This window comes from Microbacterium oxydans, assembly GCF_900095745.1.
Classification (GTDB): Bacteria; Actinomycetota; Actinomycetes; order Actinomycetales; family Microbacteriaceae; genus Microbacterium; species Microbacterium oxydans_B.
This window is the reverse complement of record NZ_FMIR01000019.1, coordinates 714,181-731,829: the sequence shown is the minus strand read 5'-3', so window position 1 is coordinate 731,829 and position 17,649 is coordinate 714,181. Positions and strand designations below refer to the sequence as shown.

Genomic DNA, 17,649 nt, shown 5'->3' with positions numbered 1-17,649 from the left:
AAACATCAATAGTGTTTCGGCGGCCATAGCGTGAGGGAAACGCCCGGTTACATTCCGAACCCGGAAGCTAAGCCTCACAGCGCCGATGGTACTGCAGGGGGGACCCTGTGGGAGAGTAGGACACCGCCGGACTCCTTTTAGACAAAATGGCCACCCATCGTTGGGTGGCCATTTTGCGTTTACACGAAAAGAACAGGGAGCATCATGCCAGAAGAGGAAGAGCGCCGTCCGCGTCGCAATGACGACAGCGGATCGCGCGGTAATCGCGCTTCTGGCGGACGCCCCGGAAACAGCCGTGATGGTGGTGCCCCGCGTCGCGAGGGTGGTGGCTACAACCGTGATGGTGCTGCTCCCCGCCGCGAGGGTGGCTATAACCGCGATGGTTCAGCCCCTCGTCGTGAAGGCGGTGGCTATAACCGCGATGGTGCAGCCCCTCGTCGTGAAGGCGGTGGTTATAACCGTGACGGTGCAGCCCCGCGTCGCGAGGGTGGCGGCTACAACCGTGACGGTGCAGCCCCGCGCCGTGAGGGTGGTGGCTACAACCGTGATGGTGGTGCAGCTCCCCGTCGTGAGGGTGGTGGGTACAACCGTGATGGTGGTGCAGCCCCGCGCCGTGAAGGTGGTGGCTACAGCCGTGATGGTGGAGCCCAGCGTCGTGAGGGTGGTGGGTACAACCGTGATGGCGGAGCTCCCCGTCGTGAAGGCGGTGGCTACAACCGTGATGGTGCAGCTCTCCGTCGCGAGGGTGGCTACAACCGTGATGGTGGAGCCCCGCGCCGCGAGGGTGGTGGCTACAACCGTGACGGTGCAGCTCCGCGTCGCGAGGGTGGTGGCTACAACCGTGATGGTGGTGCAGCTCCCCGTCGTGAGGGTGGGTACAACCGTGATGGTGGAGCCCAGCGTCGTGAAGGTGGTGGGTACAACCGTGATGGTGCAGCTCCCCGTCGTGAGGGTGGGTACAACCGTGATGGTGGTGCAGCTCCCCGTCGTGAGGGTGGTGGGTACAACCGTGATGGCGGAGCTCCCCGTCGTGAAGGCGGTGGCTACAACCGTGATGGTGCAGCTCCCCGTCGCGAGGGTGGCTACAACCGTGATGGTGGAGCTCCACGCCGTGAGGGTGGTGGCTACAACCGTGACGGTGCAGCTCCGCGCCGTGAGGGCGGCGGATACAACCGCGATTCCGCGCCCCGCCGTGACGGTGGCGATCGCGACAAGTCCCGCTCGTTCCCGCAGCGCGGAGGCGCCGGTCGGGAGCGTCCGGCTCAGGCGACGAATGAGCGTCCGCGGTTCGACGAGCCGCAGATTCCCGACGAGGTCACCGCGCGCGACCTCAACGGTGGAGCTCGTAACGAGCTCAAGACTCTGAGCAAGGAGAACGCCGAGCACGTCGCGCGCCACCTGGCGATGGCTTCGAAGCTCATCAACGAGGACCCCGCGCTCGCGCACGAGCACGCGCTGGCCGCTTCTCGACGCGCAGGTCGTATCGCGATCGTCCGCGAGACGCTCGGCATCACTGCTTACGCGACGGGTGACTTCGCCCTCGCGCTCCGCGAGCTCCGTACGTACCGACGCATCTCGGGCAAGGACGATCAGATCGCGCTGATGGTCGATAGCGAGCGTGGCATCGGACGTTCCGATCGCGCGCTCGAGACCGGCCGCGCCGTCGACCGCACCGCCCTCGAGACCCCTGTACGCGTCGCACTGGCGATCGCGATGTCGGGCGCTCGTCTGGACCAGGGTGACCTGGAACTCGCGCTCGGCGAGCTCGAGATTCCCGAACTCGACCCGGATCGGGCATTCGAGTGGAGCCCTGCACTGTTCGCCGCTCGCGCTGCTGTGCTCGAAGACCTCGGACGCACCGACGAAGCCGAGTTCTGGGCACATCGTGCGGAGGTCGCCGCCGAGGCACTCGGTATCGACGAGGCCGGTGACGAGGAGATCTTCATCGAGGACAGCATGATCGAAGGCGAGTTCCTCGACGACGACGTCGCCGAACCGGTCGACGAGGCCGACGAGGCTGACGAGGCCGACGAGGCTGACGTCGTCGAGCCCGCTGCTGAGTCCGACGAGTCGGAAGACGAAGCGGACGAGGAAGCGTCTGAAGAGCCTGTGTCTGAAGCGCCCGCTGCTGACGAGACTGATGCGGAAGAGCCCACGGTCGAGGACGAGGTTCGCGAACTCCTCGGTGAGGACGAGGCCGACGACGCGGATCCGGAGGCGTAGTGGCGCTGTTCTCGCGTAAGCGCGCCTTGCGCACGCCGCTCGACGGCGTCGACACGATCCTCGCCGACCTCGATGGCGTGGTCTACGCGGGCCCCGGTGCGCTGCCGCACGCGGTCGACAGCCTCAATGAGGCCGCGGAGTCGGCGCGACTCGGCTACATCACCAACAATGCGGCTCGCACCGATGCATCCGTCGCGGAGCACCTCAGCAGCCTGGGGCTCCGCGTCGATGCGGCAGACGTGGTCACGAGCCCGCAGGCGGCCATGCGTCTGATGGCGCAGATCGTGCCCGCGCCGGCGACGATCCTGGTCGTCGGTGGCGATGGTCTCGTCGACGAGGTGCAGAAGGCCGGATACACCGTCACGCGCAGCGCCGAGGATTCGCCGAGCGCCGTCGTTCAGGGGTTCGCCCCTGAGGTGGCGTGGACCGACCTCGCCGAGGCCGCATTCGCCCTCAAGCTTCCCGAAGACGAGGGCGGGATCCCGTGGATCGCCACGAATACGGACTGGACGATCCCGCGCGAGCGCGGTGTCGCACCGGGTAACGGCACTCTCGTCTCCGCGGTGCACACGGCCATCGGTCGGTTGGCGACCGTCGCCGGCAAGCCCGAAGCCCCGATCTTCGAAGAGGCGCTCGCCCGGTTCGGCGCGCAGAAGGCGCTGTTCATCGGCGACCGACTCGACACCGACATTATGGGCGCGAGCCGGGTCGGGATCGACTCGGTGCTCGTCCTCACCGGAATCGACCGTCCCAAGCATGTGCTGGCGGCCCCCGAGGGCTCGCGCCCGACCTACATCCTCGGCGACCTGCGTGAGCTGCATGTTCCCTATCCGGAGGTCACGGAACGGGACGGCGTGTTCGACGTGAACGGCGCCGCCGTGCGGGTCGTGGGGGCGGACGTCGAGATCGTGGCGGAGTCCGGATCGCAGATCGACCTGCTGCGCGCCGGCGCGGCCGCGATCTGGGCGTCGGGGACACCCGTGTTCGTGCTGCGCGTTCCCGAGCGCCTCTACGACGACCCCTTCCACCGGCCCTGAGGCAGCTCGCGTCGCTCCGGCCGCCGTCGGAGGCGCCGCGTACAGTGGAACCGTGAGCGAAGAGACGACGAGTGCGCCGACCGACGGCCTGTGGAGCCGTCTGCGTCTGATCGAGGGGCAGCCCCTTCCGGCGAGGGCCGATGCGTACGCGAGCCTGCACGACGAGCTCTCCCGACGCCTCGAGAGCGGCGCGAAGCTCGACCAACGGGAGACTCCGGGATCCCGATGACGCGACTCGATGCCGCCCTCGCCGCCCGAGGACTCGCCCGTTCGCGCAGCCATGCCGCCACGCTCATCGCCGACGGGCTCGTGAGCATCGATGGCCGCCAGGCGGTGAAGGCCTCGACCGCTGTCGGCGACGAGGCGCAGATCACGATCGCGGGCGCCGACCACTACGTGGGCCGCGCGGCCCACAAGCTCATCGCCGGGCTCGACGGATTCGCCATCCCTGTCGAGGGGCGACTCGCGCTGGACATGGGGGCGTCCACCGGCGGGTTCACGCAGGTGCTCCGTGAGCGCGGTGCACGAAAGGTGCTGGCGGTCGACGTCGGACACGGACAGCTCGCCGCGTCGATCGCGGCCGACTCCGGCGTCGTCGCCGTCGAGGGCTACAACGTCCGTCACATGACGCGTGAGAACCTCGCAGAGGCGACCGGGGAGGGCGACGCGCCCGACCTCGTGGTCGGCGACCTCTCGTTCATCTCCCTCGAGCTCGTGCTGCCGGCAGTGGCGGTCATCGCCGAGCCGGGATCCGACATCCTTCTCTTGGTGAAGCCGCAGTTCGAGGTCGGACGCACTGCGGTGCGCGGAGGTCTGGTCACCGATCCCGCCACGCGCGCGGACGCCGTCGCCCGCACCGTGTGGACCGCCTGGGACCTCGGGTTCGGGATGCTCGGCATCCTGCCCTCCCCGATCCTCGGAACGCACGGGAATGCCGAGTATCTGGTGCACCTCGCGCCGGGTCGGGGCAGCAATCCGACAGAATGGTTGGACAGCTTCAACCGACTGGCAGGAGGACGATGAACGTGCGCAGCATCCTGGTCGTCGCCCACGCCGGCCGAGTCGACACGGTCGACGCCGCCCGCCGCGTGATCGGAGCCCTTCGCGAAGCCGGAGCCCGGCCGGTGCTGGCCGCCGACGATCATGAGGCTCTCGTGGCCGTGGACGAGTTCTTCGCGGATGCCGACGTCCTCGGCACGTCCGTCGACCCGGCCGATCTCGAGCTGGCCATCGTGCTGGGTGGGGACGGGACCATCCTTCGCGCCGCCGAGCTGGTCCGTGACAGCGGTGCCCCCGTGCTGGGCATCAACATGGGTCACGTCGGTTTCCTCGCCGAGATCGATCGCGACGACATGGACAAGGCCGTCCGCCGCGTGATCGATCGTGACTACGAGGTCGAGGAACGACTCGCGCTTTCCGTGCGCGTGAAAGACGCCGCAGGGGCGGTCGTCTACGAGACCTGGGCCCTCAATGAGGCCACGGTCGAGAAGGCGAGCCGGGAGCGGATGATCGAGGTGGTCCTCGAGATCGACGGTCGCCCGCTGTCGAGCTTCGGCTGCGACGGCATGGTCATCTCCACTCCCACCGGCTCGACCGCGTACAACTTCTCCGCCGGGGGGCCGGTCATCTGGCCCAGCGTGGAGGCGATCGCCGTGGTGCCGCTATCGGCGCACGCGCTCTTCGCCAAGCCCCTGGTCGTGAGCCCGGATGCCTCCGTCGCCATCGAGATGCTCGAGCGCACCGACGGCTCCGGCATCCTGTGGTGCGACGGACGTCGCTCGCACGACCTGCCTCCCGGTGCGCGTGTCGTCGTCCGCCGGTCCTCACGTCCGGTGCGCCTCGCACGGCTGCACCCCACGGCGTTCACCGACCGGCTCGTGCGCAAGTTCCAGCTGCCGGTCGAAGGATGGCGCGGGCAGGCCCCGGGGGCTCCATCATGATCGAGGAGATGCGGATGCAGGGCCTCGGCGTGATCGCCGACGCCGTGCTGCCGCTCGGTCCTGGGTTCACGGCGATCACGGGTGAGACCGGTGCCGGCAAGACGATGGTGGTCACGGGACTCGGACTGCTGCTGGGCCAGCGCGCTGATTCCGGCGCGGTGCGCGCCGGCGCTGCGCAGGCCTCGGTCGCCGGGGTGTGGATCGTCCCCGAGAAGGGCGATGTCGCTGAGATCGTGGCGGACGCCGGGGGAGAGTTGGAGCCCGCAGGGGCGGGCAACGCCGAGCTGTACGTCTCGCGCACGCTGAGCGCCGAGGGCCGCAGCCGCGCGAGCGTCGGCGGCCGCGCCGCACCGGCAGGTGTGCTCTCGGCTCTGGCCGAAGAACTCGTCGTGGTCCACGGACAGTCCGAGCAGCTGCGTCTGCGATCCGCCGCTGCGCAGCGTGACGCGCTCGACCGCTTCGGCGGTGCTCCGATCGCGACGGCGCTCGAGACGTACGCCGGCTCCTTCGCCCGCTGGCGAACACTCGATGCCGAGATCTCCGAGATCACCGAGAACCGCGACCGCCGTGCGGAAGAGGCAGCTCGACTGCGTGAAGCCCTCGCGCTGATCGAGGCGACCGCGCCGGAGCCGGGGGAGGATCAGGAGCTCTCGGAGCGCGCCGAGCGGCTTGCGAACGCCGAAGAGCTGCGCCTCGCCGCCTCCCTCGCGCATGGCGCGCTCTCGAGCGAAGACGGCGAACCTGACGCATCGGCCCTCGTCGCCGAGGCGCGTCGTCTGCTCGAGCGCACGGCCGATGCGAAGCTCACCGAGATCGGCGAGAGCATCGCCGACATCGGATACCGGATCGCCGACACCGCCGGGCTTCTGTCCGCGTACCTGGCCGACCTCGACGAGACGGGCCCCCACGAGCTCGCTGCCGTCGAAGAGCGCCGCGCGGCGCTCGGGACCCTGATCCGTGCGCACGGATCCCTCGACGAGGCTCTCGCGCTGTGGCAGACGGGTTCCGCCCGCCTGGCCGAACTCGACGACGACGGCGATCGCATCGAACGACTCATCGCCGAACGTGACGCGGCGCGCGCCGAACTCGATGCGCATGCCGCCGCGCTGACCGCGACGCGCACCGACGCCGCCGTCCGCCTCGGCGAAGCCGTGACCGACGAGCTGCACGCCCTCGCGATGCCGGATGCGCGCCTCGAGGTCGCCGTCTCCGAGGGTCCCGAGAGCACCCACGGTCGAGACGACGTCGCCATCCTCCTCGCCCCGCATCCGGGCGCTGAGCCCCGCTCCGTTTCCAAGGGCGCCTCCGGCGGCGAGCTGTCTCGAGTGATGCTCGCCATCGAGGTCGTCATCGCGGCGACCGACCCGGTCCCGACGTTCGTCTTCGACGAGGTCGACGCCGGCATCGGCGGTGCTGCCGCCATCGAAGTGGGCCGGCGACTCGCCCGGCTCGCAGAGAAATCGCAAGTCATCGCGGTGACGCACCTCGCACAGGTCGCGGCGTTCGCGAACAATCACCTGTCGGTCGTGAAGGCCAATGATGGCGCGGTCACGGCCTCGAGCGTACGGCGTCTCGAGGGCGAAGACCGAGAGGCCGAGATGGCCCGTCTGCTGTCCGGACTCACCGATTCCGACGCCGCATTGACCCACGCGCGTGAACTTCTCAGCCTCCGCGTCCCCACTGCCTGATAGGATCGAAGCCCGTGATGAACTCTTCTTCCGCGGCACCCAAGAACGACACGACCAAGCACATCTTCGTGACTGGTGGTGTCGTTTCGTCTTTGGGCAAGGGACTGACGGCGGCCAGCCTCGGCAACCTCCTCACGGCCCGCGGTCTGCGCGTCGTGATGCAGAAGCTCGACCCTTATCTGAACGTCGATCCCGGCACGATGAACCCGTTCCAGCACGGTGAGGTCTTCGTCACGGACGATGGTGCCGAGACCGACCTCGACATCGGCCACTACGAGCGCTTCCTCGACATCAACCTGTCCGAGGCCGCGAACGTCACCACCGGCCAGATCTACTCGCAGGTGATCGCGCGCGAGCGCCGCGGCGAGTACCTCGGCGACACCGTGCAGGTCATCCCGCACATCACAGACGAGATCAAGCGCCGCATGCGCCTGCAGGCCAGCGAAGACCCGCGCCCCGACGTGATCATCACCGAGGTCGGCGGCACGGTCGGTGACATCGAGTCGCAGCCGTTCCTCGAATCCGCCCGCCAGCTGCGCCACGAGCTCGGTCGCGACAGCGTGTTCTTCGTGCACGTGTCGCTCGTTCCGTTCATGGGGGCGTCGGGGGAGCAGAAGACCAAGCCCACGCAGCACTCCGTCGCGGCGCTCCGTCAGGTGGGTATCCAGCCCGACGCGCTCGTGCTCCGCAGCGACCGCCCCGTGAGCGCGAGCAACCGCAACAAGATCGCGCTCATGTGCGACGTCGACGTCGAAGGCGTCATCAACACGGTCGATCTGCCGAGCATCTACGACATCCCGTCGACGCTCAACGACCAGGGGCTCGACTCGTACATCGTGCGTCGCCTCGGCCTCGATCAGAAGGCCGCGGAAGAGGTCGACTGGACCCGTTGGAGCAAGGTGCTGCACGCCGTGCACAACCCCAAGCACGAGGTCACGATCGGCCTGGTCGGCAAGTACATCGACCTGCCCGACGCCTACCTCTCGGTGACCGAAGCCCTCAAGGCCGGCGGTTTCGCGCAGGAGACCAAGGTCAACATCCGCTGGATCCCCTCGGACCTCTGCGAGACGCCGGAAGGCGCTCAGGAGCAGCTGGCCGAGCTCGACGGCATCTGCGTGCCCGGCGGTTTCGGCATCCGCGGCATCGAGGGCAAGCTCGGCGCGCTCAAGTTCGCCCGCGAGCAGGGCATCCCGACGCTCGGTCTGTGCCTGGGCCTGCAGTGCATGGTCATCGAGTACGCGCGTGATGTGGCCGGCATCGTCGGCGCCTCGTCGAGCGAGTTCGACCCGGAGACCTCCGAGCCCGTCATCGCCACGATGGCGGAGCAGATCGACATCCTCGACGGCGGCGACCTCGGCGGCACGATGCGTCTCGGCCTGTACCAGGCGGCTCTCGCCGAAGGATCGCTCGCCCGCGAGCTCTACGGTGCGCCGGAGGCCTCCGAGCGGCACCGTCACCGCTACGAGGTCAACAACGCCTACCGCGACCGTCTGACGGATGCCGGCCTGGTCTTCTCGGGCCTCAACCCCGAGCTCGACCTGGTCGAGTACGTCGAGCTGCCGCGCGACGTGCACCCGTACTACATCGCCACGCAGGCGCACCCGGAACTGCGCTCGCGTCCGACCGCGCCGCACCCGCTGTTCCGCGGTCTCGTCGGCGCCGCGATCGAGCGTCACCGTGCGAGCGAACTGTTCGACGTGAGCGATGACGTCACGGCCGATGCCTGAGTCGATCGAGCCCCTCCGGGACGAGCCGTTCGAGCCGGAGGTGCTCCAGAGCGACCTCGTCTACGAAGGCAGGGTCTGGGACGTGCGCTCCGACCGCGTGCGCTACGGCGACGGCGAGATCGTGCGGCAGTACGTCGACCACACGGGCGCCGTGGCGATCCTCGCGCTCGACGACGATGGCCGTGTCCTGCTGATCCAGCAGTACCGGCATCCGATCCGTCATCGGGATTGGGAGCTGCCCGCGGGTCTGCTCGATGTCGAGGGGGAGGAGCCGCTCGCGGCCGCCCGACGCGAGCTCGCGGAGGAGGCCGACCTGGTGGCCGCCCACTGGGAGCCGCTGGTCTCCTCATGGACCACCCCCGGCGGTAACGACGAGATGATCCACATCTTCCTCGCGACGGGCATCTCCTCGGCTGAGCGCGCGCACGATCGGGAGGACGAGGAAGCCGACATCCGCGTCGAGTGGGTGCCGCTGGCCGACGTCGTGGATGCTGTTCTCGAGGGTCGCATGCACAACGGCATCCTCACGATCGGCGTGCTGGCCGCGGCGCAGAGGCTCCGCGATCGGGGCTGAGGGATGCTGCTCGAGCGCGCCCTCGACGCGTACCTGCGTCATGTCACGATCGAGCGCGGTCTGAGCGAGCACACGATCGCCGCCTATCGGCGCGACCTCGGGTGCTACACGGAGTGGCTGGCGGCAGACGGCATCACCGACACCTCGGCCGTCACGGCCGCGGTGATCGACCGCTTCATCGCGGAACGCGCCTCGGCCGAGCCGGCACCCGCGTCGTCGAGCCTCGCACGGCTGCAATCGTCCGTCCGCGGCTGGCATCGATTCCTCGCCCGTGAAGGAATCGAGGTCGACGACCCGAGCGGACGGCTGCGTCCCCCCAAAGCCCCGCGTCGCCTCCCGAAGGCGCTGACCATCGATCAGGTCGAGCGGCTGCTCGGTGCGCCGTCGCCGGAGGATCCGCTCGGCGTGCGCGACCGCGCCCTGCTGGAACTGCTCTACGCGACGGGGGCCCGCGTTTCCGAGGCGATCGGGCTCGACGTCGACGACCTGGCACACGGTGATGTGCTGCGGCTGTGGGGCAAGGGCTCGAAGGAGCGCATCGTGCCGATCGGCTCGTTCGCGCGTGCGGCGGTCGATGCCTACCTCACGCGCGTCCGCCCGGCGCTCGCGGCGAAGGGGCGCGCATCGGCCCGGCTCTTCCTCGGTGCGCGCGGGGCACCGCTGTCGCGGCAGAGCGCCTGGCTCGTGATCCGGGCGGCCGCCGAGAAGGCGCAGATCACCTCTGAGGTGTCGCCGCACACGCTGCGGCACTCCTTCGCGACGCATCTGCTGCAGGGCGGAGCCGACGTGCGCGTGGTGCAAGAGCTGCTCGGGCACTCGTCGGTCGCGACGACGCAGATCTACACGCACGTCTCGGTGGACACCCTGCGGGACATCTACGCCACCTCGCACCCGCGCGCGCGTTGAGGTCGGCCGACACGGGAGAGGCGCCGTGCCGCGTGCCGAGGCGGCTGAGGAACGGGCCGACCGGTACAATCGACCAAGCACGAAGGAGCAGGAGAATCGGTGGCTGAGAAAGTGGCGAAGTCCAGGGCGAAGGCGCAGAAGGCCGACGAGACCCCCATGGGACCCACCGGCCGTCCGTATCACGGGTTCGCGATCCCGGAACCGCTGAAGTCCCACGGTCCTGCACGCATCATCGCGCTGTGCAACCAGAAGGGCGGCGTCGGCAAGACGACGACGTCCATCAACCTGGCCGCAGCTCTCGCGGAGTACGGCCGGAAGGTGCTTGCCGTCGACTTCGACCCGCAGGGCGCGCTGTCCGCCGGTCTCGGCATCCCGACGCACGACGTACCGACGATCTACGACCTCCTGCTCGACACGAAGCGCGACGCCCACGACGCAATCGTGCACTCCAGCGTCGAGGGCCTCGACGTGATGCCCGCGAACATCGACCTGTCGGCTGCTGAGGTGCACCTCGTCAACGAGGTCGCCCGCGAGACGATCCTCGCCCGTGTCCTGCGCCAGGTCGCGGGGGAGTACGACGTCATCCTCATCGACTGCCAGCCCTCGCTCGGCATCCTCACGGTCAACGCCCTCACGGCCGCACACGGCGTGATCATCCCGCTCGAGTGCGAGTTCTTCGCCCTGCGCGGTGTGGCACTGCTCATCGAGACGATCGACAAGGTGCGCGACCGACTGAACCCCTCCATCACGATGGACGGTCTGCTGGCGACGATGTACGACCCGCGCACCCTGCACTCCCGCGAGGTCCTCGAGCGCGTGGTCGAGGCCTTCGGAGACGATGTGCTGGAGACCGTGATCGGCCGTACCGTGAAGTTCCCCGATGCCTCGGTGTCGGGTGTGCCCATCACCGAGTTCGCCCCCGAGCACGCGGCCGCTCAGGCATACCTGCGGCTGGCGCGGGAGCTGGTCGCCCGTGGCGCTGTCGCCTAGCGAGGGATCCGTCGACGCGACGCTCGAAGAGAGCGCGGGCGATACGGCCGAGCCCGGCTTCCGGGTCTCGCTGTCCAACTTCGACGGCCCGTTCGATCTGCTCCTGAACCTCATCTCGAAGCACGAGATGGACATCACCGAGGTCTCGCTGAGCGCGGTCACGAACGAGTTCATCGCCTACCTCGGTCAGCTCGAGAACGATGAGGAGCTGGACCAGGCGTCCGAATTCCTCGTCGTCGCGGCGACGCTGCTCGACATGAAGGTGGCCGGCCTCCTCCCGCAGGGCGAACTGGTGGATGCCGAGGCCGTCGCGCTGCTGGAGGCACGCGACCTGCTGTTCGCGCGCCTGCTGCAGTACCGCGCCTTCAAGGAGGTCTCGGCGTGGTTCGCCCGGTGCCTGCAGCGCGAGGACCGTCGACACGTCCGCGCGGCACGCCTCGACGAGAAGCACCGCAAGCAGACGCCCGAGCTCGTGTGGTCGCTGACCGCCGACGACTTCGCCGCACTCGCGCTGCTGGCCTTCGCGCCCAAGGAGATCCCGCACGTCGGCCTCGATCATCTGCACGCGCCGCTGGTCAGCATCCGCGAGCAGGCGGCGATCGTCGTCACACTGCTGCGCGGCACGGAGTCGTTGAGCTTCCGCGAGCTGGTCTCGGGGGTGAGCGAGCCCGGCATCGTCGTCGCGCGCTTCATCTCGGTGCTGGAGCTGTACCGCCACGCGGCCCTGTCTTTCGAACAACTGGAACCGCTCGGCGAGCTCACGCTGCGCTGGGCCGCCGACTCCTGGTCGGACGAGACTCTTGCGACCCTGGGGGCCGACTATGACCGATGACATGACCGAGACCGTCGACGAGGCGACCGAGGCGACCGAGATCCCGCTGTCCGAACGCATCGAGGCCATCCTCCTCATCGTCGACGAGCCGCTCGGACTGGTGGCACTGGCCGCCGCGGTCGGCTCTCCGGTGCCTGCCGTGCGGCAGACACTCGAGACGCTTGTCGACGACTACGACGGCAACGGCAAAGGCCCTCGCCGGGGGTTCGAACTCCGCGAGGTCGGTGGTGGCTGGCGTCTGTATGTGCGCGAGGACCTCGATTCGCTGGTCGCCGAGTTCGTCGGCGGACAGGCTCCCGCGCGCCTTTCCCAGGCGGCGCTCGAGACGTTGGCGGTCATCGCGTACAAGCAGCCGGTGACGCGTAGTCAGGTCGCCTCCATCCGTGCGGTGAACGTCGACTCCGTCGTGCGCACCCTCCTCGCCCGCGGTCTGATCACCGAGCTCTTCGCCGACTCCGAGACCGGCGCGATCAACTACGGCACCACCGACGCACTCCTGCAGCACCTGGGCATCAACTCGCTGGACGAGCTGCCCCCGATCTCCCCTCTGCTCGATGACGGTGCAGACGGTTTCGACGAAGGGACCATCCGATGACTGGCTTCGAGGCCTCCACCGACTCCGAGGGCGCCCCCGAGGGCGTTCGTCTGCAGAAGGTGCTCGCCGCCGCCGGGGTGGCTTCACGCCGCGTCGTCGAGCAGTACATCACCGAGGGGCGCATCCGCGTCAACGGCATCGTCGTCTCCGAGCTCGGCCGGCGCATCGACCCGGAGCACGACCTCGTCGACGTCGACGGCAGCGCCGTGCAGCTGGACGTCTCCAAGCGCTACGTCATGCTCAACAAGCCCACCGGGGTCGTCAGCAGCATGAAGGACGAGAGCGGTCGTCCCGACCTCCGTCGCTTCACCGAGGACTACGAGGAGCGCCTCTACAACGTCGGCCGCCTCGACGCCGAGACCAGCGGCCTGCTCATCCTGACCAACGACGGCGAGCTCGCCCATGTGCTGGCGCACCCGTCGTTCGGCGTGACCAAGGTGTACATCGCCAAGGTCGAGGGCACGGTGCTGGCCCAGACGATCTCGAAGCTCACGAAGGGCATCGAGCTCGAGGACGGTCTGATCGCCGCCGACAAGGCGCGTCTGCTGGACACCTCGCGCGGGTCGAGCCTGGTCGAGCTGACGCTGCACTCCGGACGCAACCGCATCGTGCGCCGGATGCTCGCCGCGGTCGGCCACCCGGTCACCGAACTGGTGCGTCGGCAGTTCGGACCGCTCCACCTGGGAACCCTCCCGGCCGGGAAGACGCGGGAACTGACTAAAATCGAACTTGGCGCGCTTTTGACCTTGTCGCGCCGTGATTCCGGTGTCGCCGAGGCGCCAGGCGAGCAGGAGAACGAATGACCGATACGACGAGTGCGCCCACGGCGCGGAGGGCAGGCGCCGTCGCGCCACGGCTCTCCGGTACCGTCCGCGTCGTCGGTGCCGGTCTGCTCGGGTCGAGCGTCGGACATGCGCTCCGATCGAAGGGCATCGACGTCGTCCTGACGGATGCTTCGCCCGCGCAGCTGCGCCTCGCGGTCGACTACGGTGCCGGTCGCCTCGCTGCCGACGATGACGAGCCCGCTCTGATCGTGGTGGCCGTGCCGCCCGACGTCACCGCCGACGTGATCCAGGCCGAGCTGGAGCGCTTCCCGGAGGCCGTCGTCACCGACGTCGCCAGCGTGAAGCTCGAGCCGTTCCGCACGCTGCAGTCGCGCGGCGTGGACCTCACCCGCTACATCGGCTCCCACCCGCTCGCCGGGCGCGAGCGCGGGGGAGCGATCTCGGCGCGCGCCGACCTCTTCGTCGGTCGCCCCTGGGTCGTGTGCCGCGACGAAGACACGAAGGCCGCCGATCTCGCCCTGGTCGAAGCCCTCGCCCTCGACGTGGGTGCCATGCCGCTCGAGATGACGCCGGAGGAGCACGACCGCTCCGTCGCGCTCACCTCCCATGTGCCGCAGGTGGTGGCGAGCCTGCTCGCCGGCCGTCTCGCGGATGCCGAGGAGGGCGCTCTGCGCCTCGCCGGCCAGGGAGTACGCGACACCACCCGCATCGCCGCCTCGGCTCCCGAGCTCTGGGTGCAGATCCTCGGCGCCAACGCCGGTCCCGTCGTCGAGATCCTCGACGCTCTCGCGGGCGATCTCGCCGATGTCGCCGCCGCACTGCGTGAGCCGGGTGCTCCCGGTGCCCGGCGCATCGTCGCGGAGACGATCCGTCAGGGCAACGACGGCGTCGACCGTCTTCCCGGAAAGCACGGACAGAACCAGCGATTCGAGTCGCTCGTCGTCATGATCGACGACACCGCCGGTCAACTGGGTCGCCTGTTCGGCGAGCTCGGAGAACTCGGCGTGAACGTCGAGGACCTGCGACTCGAGCATTCGCCCGGGGCGCAGTTCGGCCTGGCCGAGATCAGCGTCGACCCTGCCGCACTTCACGGGGCGATCACCGGGCTCCAGGAACGCGGCTGGCGGATTGCGGGGAACACGAATGACTGACACCACCACCCCGTCTGCGGCATCGGCTTCTGCGACCGACGCCCACAAGTTCATCGCCATCGACGGCCCTGCCGGTTCGGGCAAGTCCAGCGTGTCGAAGGCCGTGGCCCGCACGCTCGGTTTCGGCTACCTCGACACGGGCTCCGCGTACCGCGCACTCGCCTGGCACGTGCTGGACCGTGGCGCCGACACCTCCGATGCCGACGAGGTTCTCGCCGCGGCATCCGATTTCCCGGTGCGACTGGGGCTCGACCCCGATGACCGCACCGTGCGCGTCGGTGATGCCGATGTCACCGAAGCCATCCGGGACCCGCGGGTCTCCGGTGCCGTGAGCGGCGTGGCACGCGTGCCCGCGGTGCGGGCCCAGGTGAACGAGCTGTTCCGCACGCTCGTCGCCGAGTCGTCGTACCCGGCTGTCGTGGTCGAAGGCCGCGACATCACGACCGTCGTCGCACCGGACGCTCCCGTGCGGATCCTCCTCACCGCGGCCCCCGAAGTACGGGCCGCTCGACGTGCCGCTGAACTCGCCGGCGAGAACGCGGCTGCTGTCGCCGCGGCGTTGCACAAGCGCGACGCCTCAGACAGCGCCGTCGTCGACTTCCTCAACGCCGCAGAAGGCGTCGAGGTCGTCGATTCGACGGAACTCGATTTCCCCCAGACCCTCGACGCCGTCCTCACGGTGATCGAACGAATCCAAGGAGCACACCGTGGCTGACGAAGAATACGAAGGCGGCCCCGACCAGCTCGCCGAGAAGATGGAACAGATCGACGAGCAGCTCGCCGAGCAGCGGGCGGAGACCCTGCGCGCCGGGCTCGCCGACTACGACCTGGACGATGAGGACGCGGCGCTGCTCGCCGGCATCACGCTCGGCGAAGACGGCATCCTGTTCAGCCCGGCGCTTCCCGTCGTGGCGATCGTCGGTCGGCCGAACGTGGGCAAGTCCGCGCTCGTGAACCGCATCCTCGGCCGTCGTGAGGCCGTCGTGGAGGACACCCCTGGTGTGACCCGCGACCGCGTGACGTACAAGGCCGAGTGGGCGGACCGGCGGTTCTCCCTCGTCGACACCGGTGGGTGGGAGCCCGACGCGCGCGGCATCGACCGTTCGGTCGCGATGCAGGCCGAGGTCGCGATCGACCTCGCCGACATGGTGCTGTTCGTGGTCGACGCGATGGTCGGCGCCACCTCGACCGACGAGCACGTCGTCAAGCTGCTGCGCAAGAGCGGCAAGCCGGTGTTCCTCGTCGCCAACAAGATCGATGACGCCCGTCAGGAGCCGGAGGTCGCGGCTCTGTGGAGCCTCGGTCTCGGTGAGCCGCATCCCGTCTCGGCCATCCACGGCCGCGGCGTCGCCGACCTGCTGGACGCCGTGCTGAAGAAGCTTCCCGAGATCTCGGCCGTCGCGAAGCAGGAGATCGGCGGACCGCGTCGTGTCGCCATCCTCGGTCGCCCGAACGTGGGCAAGTCGTCGCTGCTGAACAAGGCGGCCGGCGAAGAGCGCGTGGTCGTGAACGACCTGGCCGGCACGACCCGCGACCCGGTGGACGAGGTCGTCGAGCTCGGCGGAAAGATGTGGCGTCTGGTCGACACGGCCGGCATCCGTCGTCGCGTGCACATGGCGCAGGGCGCGGACTTCTACGCCTCGCTGCGTACGTCAGCCGCGCTCGAGAAGGCCGAAGTGGCCGTCGTCGTCCTGGATGTGTCGGAGTCGATCAGCGAGCAGGATGTGCGCATCATCGACCTCGTGCTGGAGTCGGGGCGCTCTCTCGTGCTCGCGTTCAACAAGTGGGACCGTCTGAACGACGACGACCTCGAGAACGCCGACCGCCGTCGCTACCTGGAGCGTGAGATCGAGCAGGACCTGGCGCACGTCGCCTGGGCTCCGCGCGTGAACATCTCGGCCAAGACCGGTCGTCACCTCGACAAGCTGGTTCCCGCGCTGGAGACGGCGCTGGAGAACTGGGACCGTCGTATCCCGACGGGCAAGTTCAACGCGTTCCTCGCCGAGCTCGTCGCCGAGCACCCGCACCCGCTGCGTGGTGGCAAGCAGCCGCGCATCCTCTTCGGCACGCAGGCGTCGACGCGCCCGCCGACGTTCGTGCTGTTCACGACCGGATTCCTCGACCCGGGATACCGTCGGTTCATCCAGCGGCGTCTGCGCGAGCTCTACTCGTTCGAGGGCACGCCGATCGTCGTGAACATGCGCGTACGCGAGAAGCGCCAGCGCTGATCTGTTCCGGCGCATGTCGCGCCGTGGTGCCGTGGCCCCGATGCTGTGAAAGGCTGAGGGGGTGACTGTCGTACCTCCTGCTGCCGGTGAACCGCGTCGCCCCGAGGGGCCGCGGGATCCGGGCGATGCGTGGGTGGTCGCCGAGTCGGGGGAGCGGTACTGGGGGCGCTTCGGCGCTGCCGGTCTGCTGGCATACGACCCTGCTCGCGGCATCCTGCTGCAGCACCGGGTGGCGTGGAGTCATTTCGGCGGCACGTGGGGGTTGCCCGGTGGAGCACTGCACGAGGGTGAGAGTGCGATCGTGGGCGCCATCCGCGAGGCGCAGGAGGAAGCGGGCGTGCCGGACGGCGCCGTGCGGCCTCGCTTCACGAGCGTTCTCGATCTGGACATCTGGTCGTACACGACGGTCGTCGCGGATGTGCGCGTGCCGTTCGACCCGGTGATCAGCGATCCGGAGAGTGTGGCGCTCGAGTGGGTGCCGGTCGACCAGGTCGCCGAGCTGCCGCTGCATCCGGGTTTCGGGGCGTCGTGGTCGGCGCTGCGCGCCCTGCTCGAGGTACGGCCGGTGGTCGTCGTCGACGCGGCGAACGTCGTCGGATCGGTGCCGGACGGGTGGTGGAAGGACCGCGCGGGAGCGGCCCGGCGGCTGCGTGCGCGCCTCGAGGGATTGGCCGTGCCTGCCGCTGACCTGGAACTCGAGGGATCCGCGTGGTTCCCGGAGGTGTCGATGGTGGTCGAGGGGCAGGCTCGCGGCATCGACTCCGATTCGAGTGTGGTCTCCGTCATCCGCGCCGACGCCGCGGGCGATGATGCGATCGTCGCCGAAGTCGAGCGTCTGGTGGCCGCGAAGCACACCGTGGTCGCGGTGACCAGCGACCGTGGCCTGCGCGAACGGGTCGAGCACGCGGGTGCCGAGCATGTGCGATCGGCCGGATGGCTGCGCGACCTGATCGATCACTGAGCCTGACGTCCC

18 protein-coding genes and 1 rRNA gene are annotated in these 17,649 nt (G+C 69.1%); all 19 read left to right on the top strand.

The annotated features are described in order from the left end of the window. The first annotated feature begins 15 nt into the window (after positions 1–15). The 19 genes from rrf (at position 16) to BQ2383_RS18960 (ending at position 17,637) form a co-directional block, all read left to right on the top strand. Positions 16–132 (top strand): 5S ribosomal RNA (gene rrf / locus BQ2383_RS19045). 166 nt (positions 133–298) lie between these two features. Then, positions 299–1,366 carry a hypothetical protein gene (locus BQ2383_RS19040; RefSeq protein WP_140403389.1) on the top strand — a complete coding sequence of 356 codons (1,068 nt, stop codon included), beginning with the start codon at positions 299–301 and terminating at the stop codon, positions 1,364–1,366. A 38-nt stretch (positions 1,367–1,404) separates the two neighbouring features. Further along, positions 1,405–2,223, top strand: coding sequence for a hypothetical protein (locus BQ2383_RS19035; RefSeq protein ID WP_091037564.1), 819 nt, complete (start codon positions 1,405–1,407; stop codon positions 2,221–2,223). Then, positions 2,223–3,260: an HAD-IIA family hydrolase gene (locus tag BQ2383_RS19030; RefSeq protein ID WP_091037561.1), complete on the top strand. Its 1,038-nt coding sequence runs from the start codon at positions 2,223–2,225 to the stop codon at positions 3,258–3,260. Before BQ2383_RS19035 ends, BQ2383_RS19030 begins: the two co-directional genes overlap by 1 nt. Before the next feature lie 52 nt (positions 3,261–3,312). Continuing rightward, positions 3,313–3,489, top strand: coding sequence for a hypothetical protein (locus BQ2383_RS19425; RefSeq protein ID WP_167381665.1), 177 nt, complete (start codon positions 3,313–3,315; stop codon positions 3,487–3,489). Next, positions 3,486–4,283, top strand: a complete 798-nt coding sequence (locus BQ2383_RS19025) for a TlyA family RNA methyltransferase (protein ID WP_091037559.1) — start codon at positions 3,486–3,488, stop codon at positions 4,281–4,283. Before BQ2383_RS19425 ends, BQ2383_RS19025 begins: the two co-directional genes overlap by 4 nt. Next, the gene (locus tag BQ2383_RS19020) at positions 4,280–5,200 is read left to right on the top strand and encodes an NAD kinase (RefSeq protein WP_091037556.1); all 921 of its coding nucleotides are present in this window, start codon (positions 4,280–4,282) and stop codon (positions 5,198–5,200) included. The genes BQ2383_RS19025 and BQ2383_RS19020 overlap by 4 nt, the downstream gene beginning before the upstream one ends. Next, positions 5,197–6,888 (top strand): DNA repair protein RecN, encoded by a 1,692-nt coding sequence (gene recN, locus BQ2383_RS19015; RefSeq protein ID WP_091037713.1) that lies wholly within the window; start codon positions 5,197–5,199, stop codon positions 6,886–6,888. The genes BQ2383_RS19020 and recN overlap by 4 nt, the downstream gene beginning before the upstream one ends. 17 nt (positions 6,889–6,905) lie before the next feature. Beyond that, positions 6,906–8,615 carry a CTP synthase gene (locus BQ2383_RS19010; RefSeq protein WP_091037554.1) on the top strand — a complete coding sequence of 570 codons (1,710 nt, stop codon included), beginning with the start codon at positions 6,906–6,908 and terminating at the stop codon, positions 8,613–8,615. Further along, complete coding sequence (locus tag BQ2383_RS19005; RefSeq protein WP_091037551.1) at positions 8,608–9,189, top strand: NUDIX domain-containing protein; 582 nt, start codon at positions 8,608–8,610, stop codon at positions 9,187–9,189. The genes BQ2383_RS19010 and BQ2383_RS19005 overlap by 8 nt, the downstream gene beginning before the upstream one ends. Positions 9,190–9,192: 3 nt before the next feature. After that, complete coding sequence (xerD, locus tag BQ2383_RS19000; protein WP_091037548.1) at positions 9,193–10,095, top strand: site-specific tyrosine recombinase XerD; 903 nt, start codon at positions 9,193–9,195, stop codon at positions 10,093–10,095. Between the two features lie 156 nt (positions 10,096–10,251). Next, the gene (locus BQ2383_RS18995) at positions 10,252–11,085 is read left to right on the top strand and encodes a ParA family protein (protein ID WP_167381670.1); all 834 of its coding nucleotides are present in this window, start codon (positions 10,252–10,254) and stop codon (positions 11,083–11,085) included. Then, a complete protein-coding gene (locus BQ2383_RS18990) occupies positions 11,069–11,917 on the top strand; it encodes a segregation and condensation protein A (RefSeq protein WP_091037545.1) in 849 nt (282 codons plus the stop codon). The genes BQ2383_RS18995 and BQ2383_RS18990 overlap by 17 nt, the downstream gene beginning before the upstream one ends. Continuing rightward, positions 11,907–12,512, top strand: a complete 606-nt coding sequence (gene scpB, locus BQ2383_RS18985; protein WP_091037542.1) for an SMC-Scp complex subunit ScpB — start codon at positions 11,907–11,909, stop codon at positions 12,510–12,512. The genes BQ2383_RS18990 and scpB overlap by 11 nt, the downstream gene beginning before the upstream one ends. Next, positions 12,509–13,315: a pseudouridine synthase gene (locus BQ2383_RS18980; RefSeq protein ID WP_091037539.1), complete on the top strand. Its 807-nt coding sequence runs from the start codon at positions 12,509–12,511 to the stop codon at positions 13,313–13,315. Before scpB ends, BQ2383_RS18980 begins: the two co-directional genes overlap by 4 nt. Continuing rightward, positions 13,312–14,448, top strand: coding sequence for a prephenate dehydrogenase (locus tag BQ2383_RS18975; protein WP_091037535.1), 1,137 nt, complete (start codon positions 13,312–13,314; stop codon positions 14,446–14,448). The genes BQ2383_RS18980 and BQ2383_RS18975 overlap by 4 nt, the downstream gene beginning before the upstream one ends. After that, positions 14,441–15,163 (top strand): (d)CMP kinase, encoded by a 723-nt coding sequence (cmk, locus tag BQ2383_RS18970; RefSeq protein WP_091037532.1) that lies wholly within the window; start codon positions 14,441–14,443, stop codon positions 15,161–15,163. Before BQ2383_RS18975 ends, cmk begins: the two co-directional genes overlap by 8 nt. A gap of 40 nt (positions 15,164–15,203) precedes the next feature. Next, positions 15,204–16,676, top strand: a complete 1,473-nt coding sequence (gene der, locus BQ2383_RS18965) for a ribosome biogenesis GTPase Der (protein ID WP_205828847.1) — start codon at positions 15,204–15,206, stop codon at positions 16,674–16,676. A 61-nt stretch (positions 16,677–16,737) separates the two neighbouring features. Then, a complete protein-coding gene (locus tag BQ2383_RS18960; RefSeq protein ID WP_091037525.1) occupies positions 16,738–17,637 on the top strand; it encodes an NUDIX domain-containing protein in 900 nt (299 codons plus the stop codon). Positions 17,638–17,649: the final 12 nt, after the last annotated feature.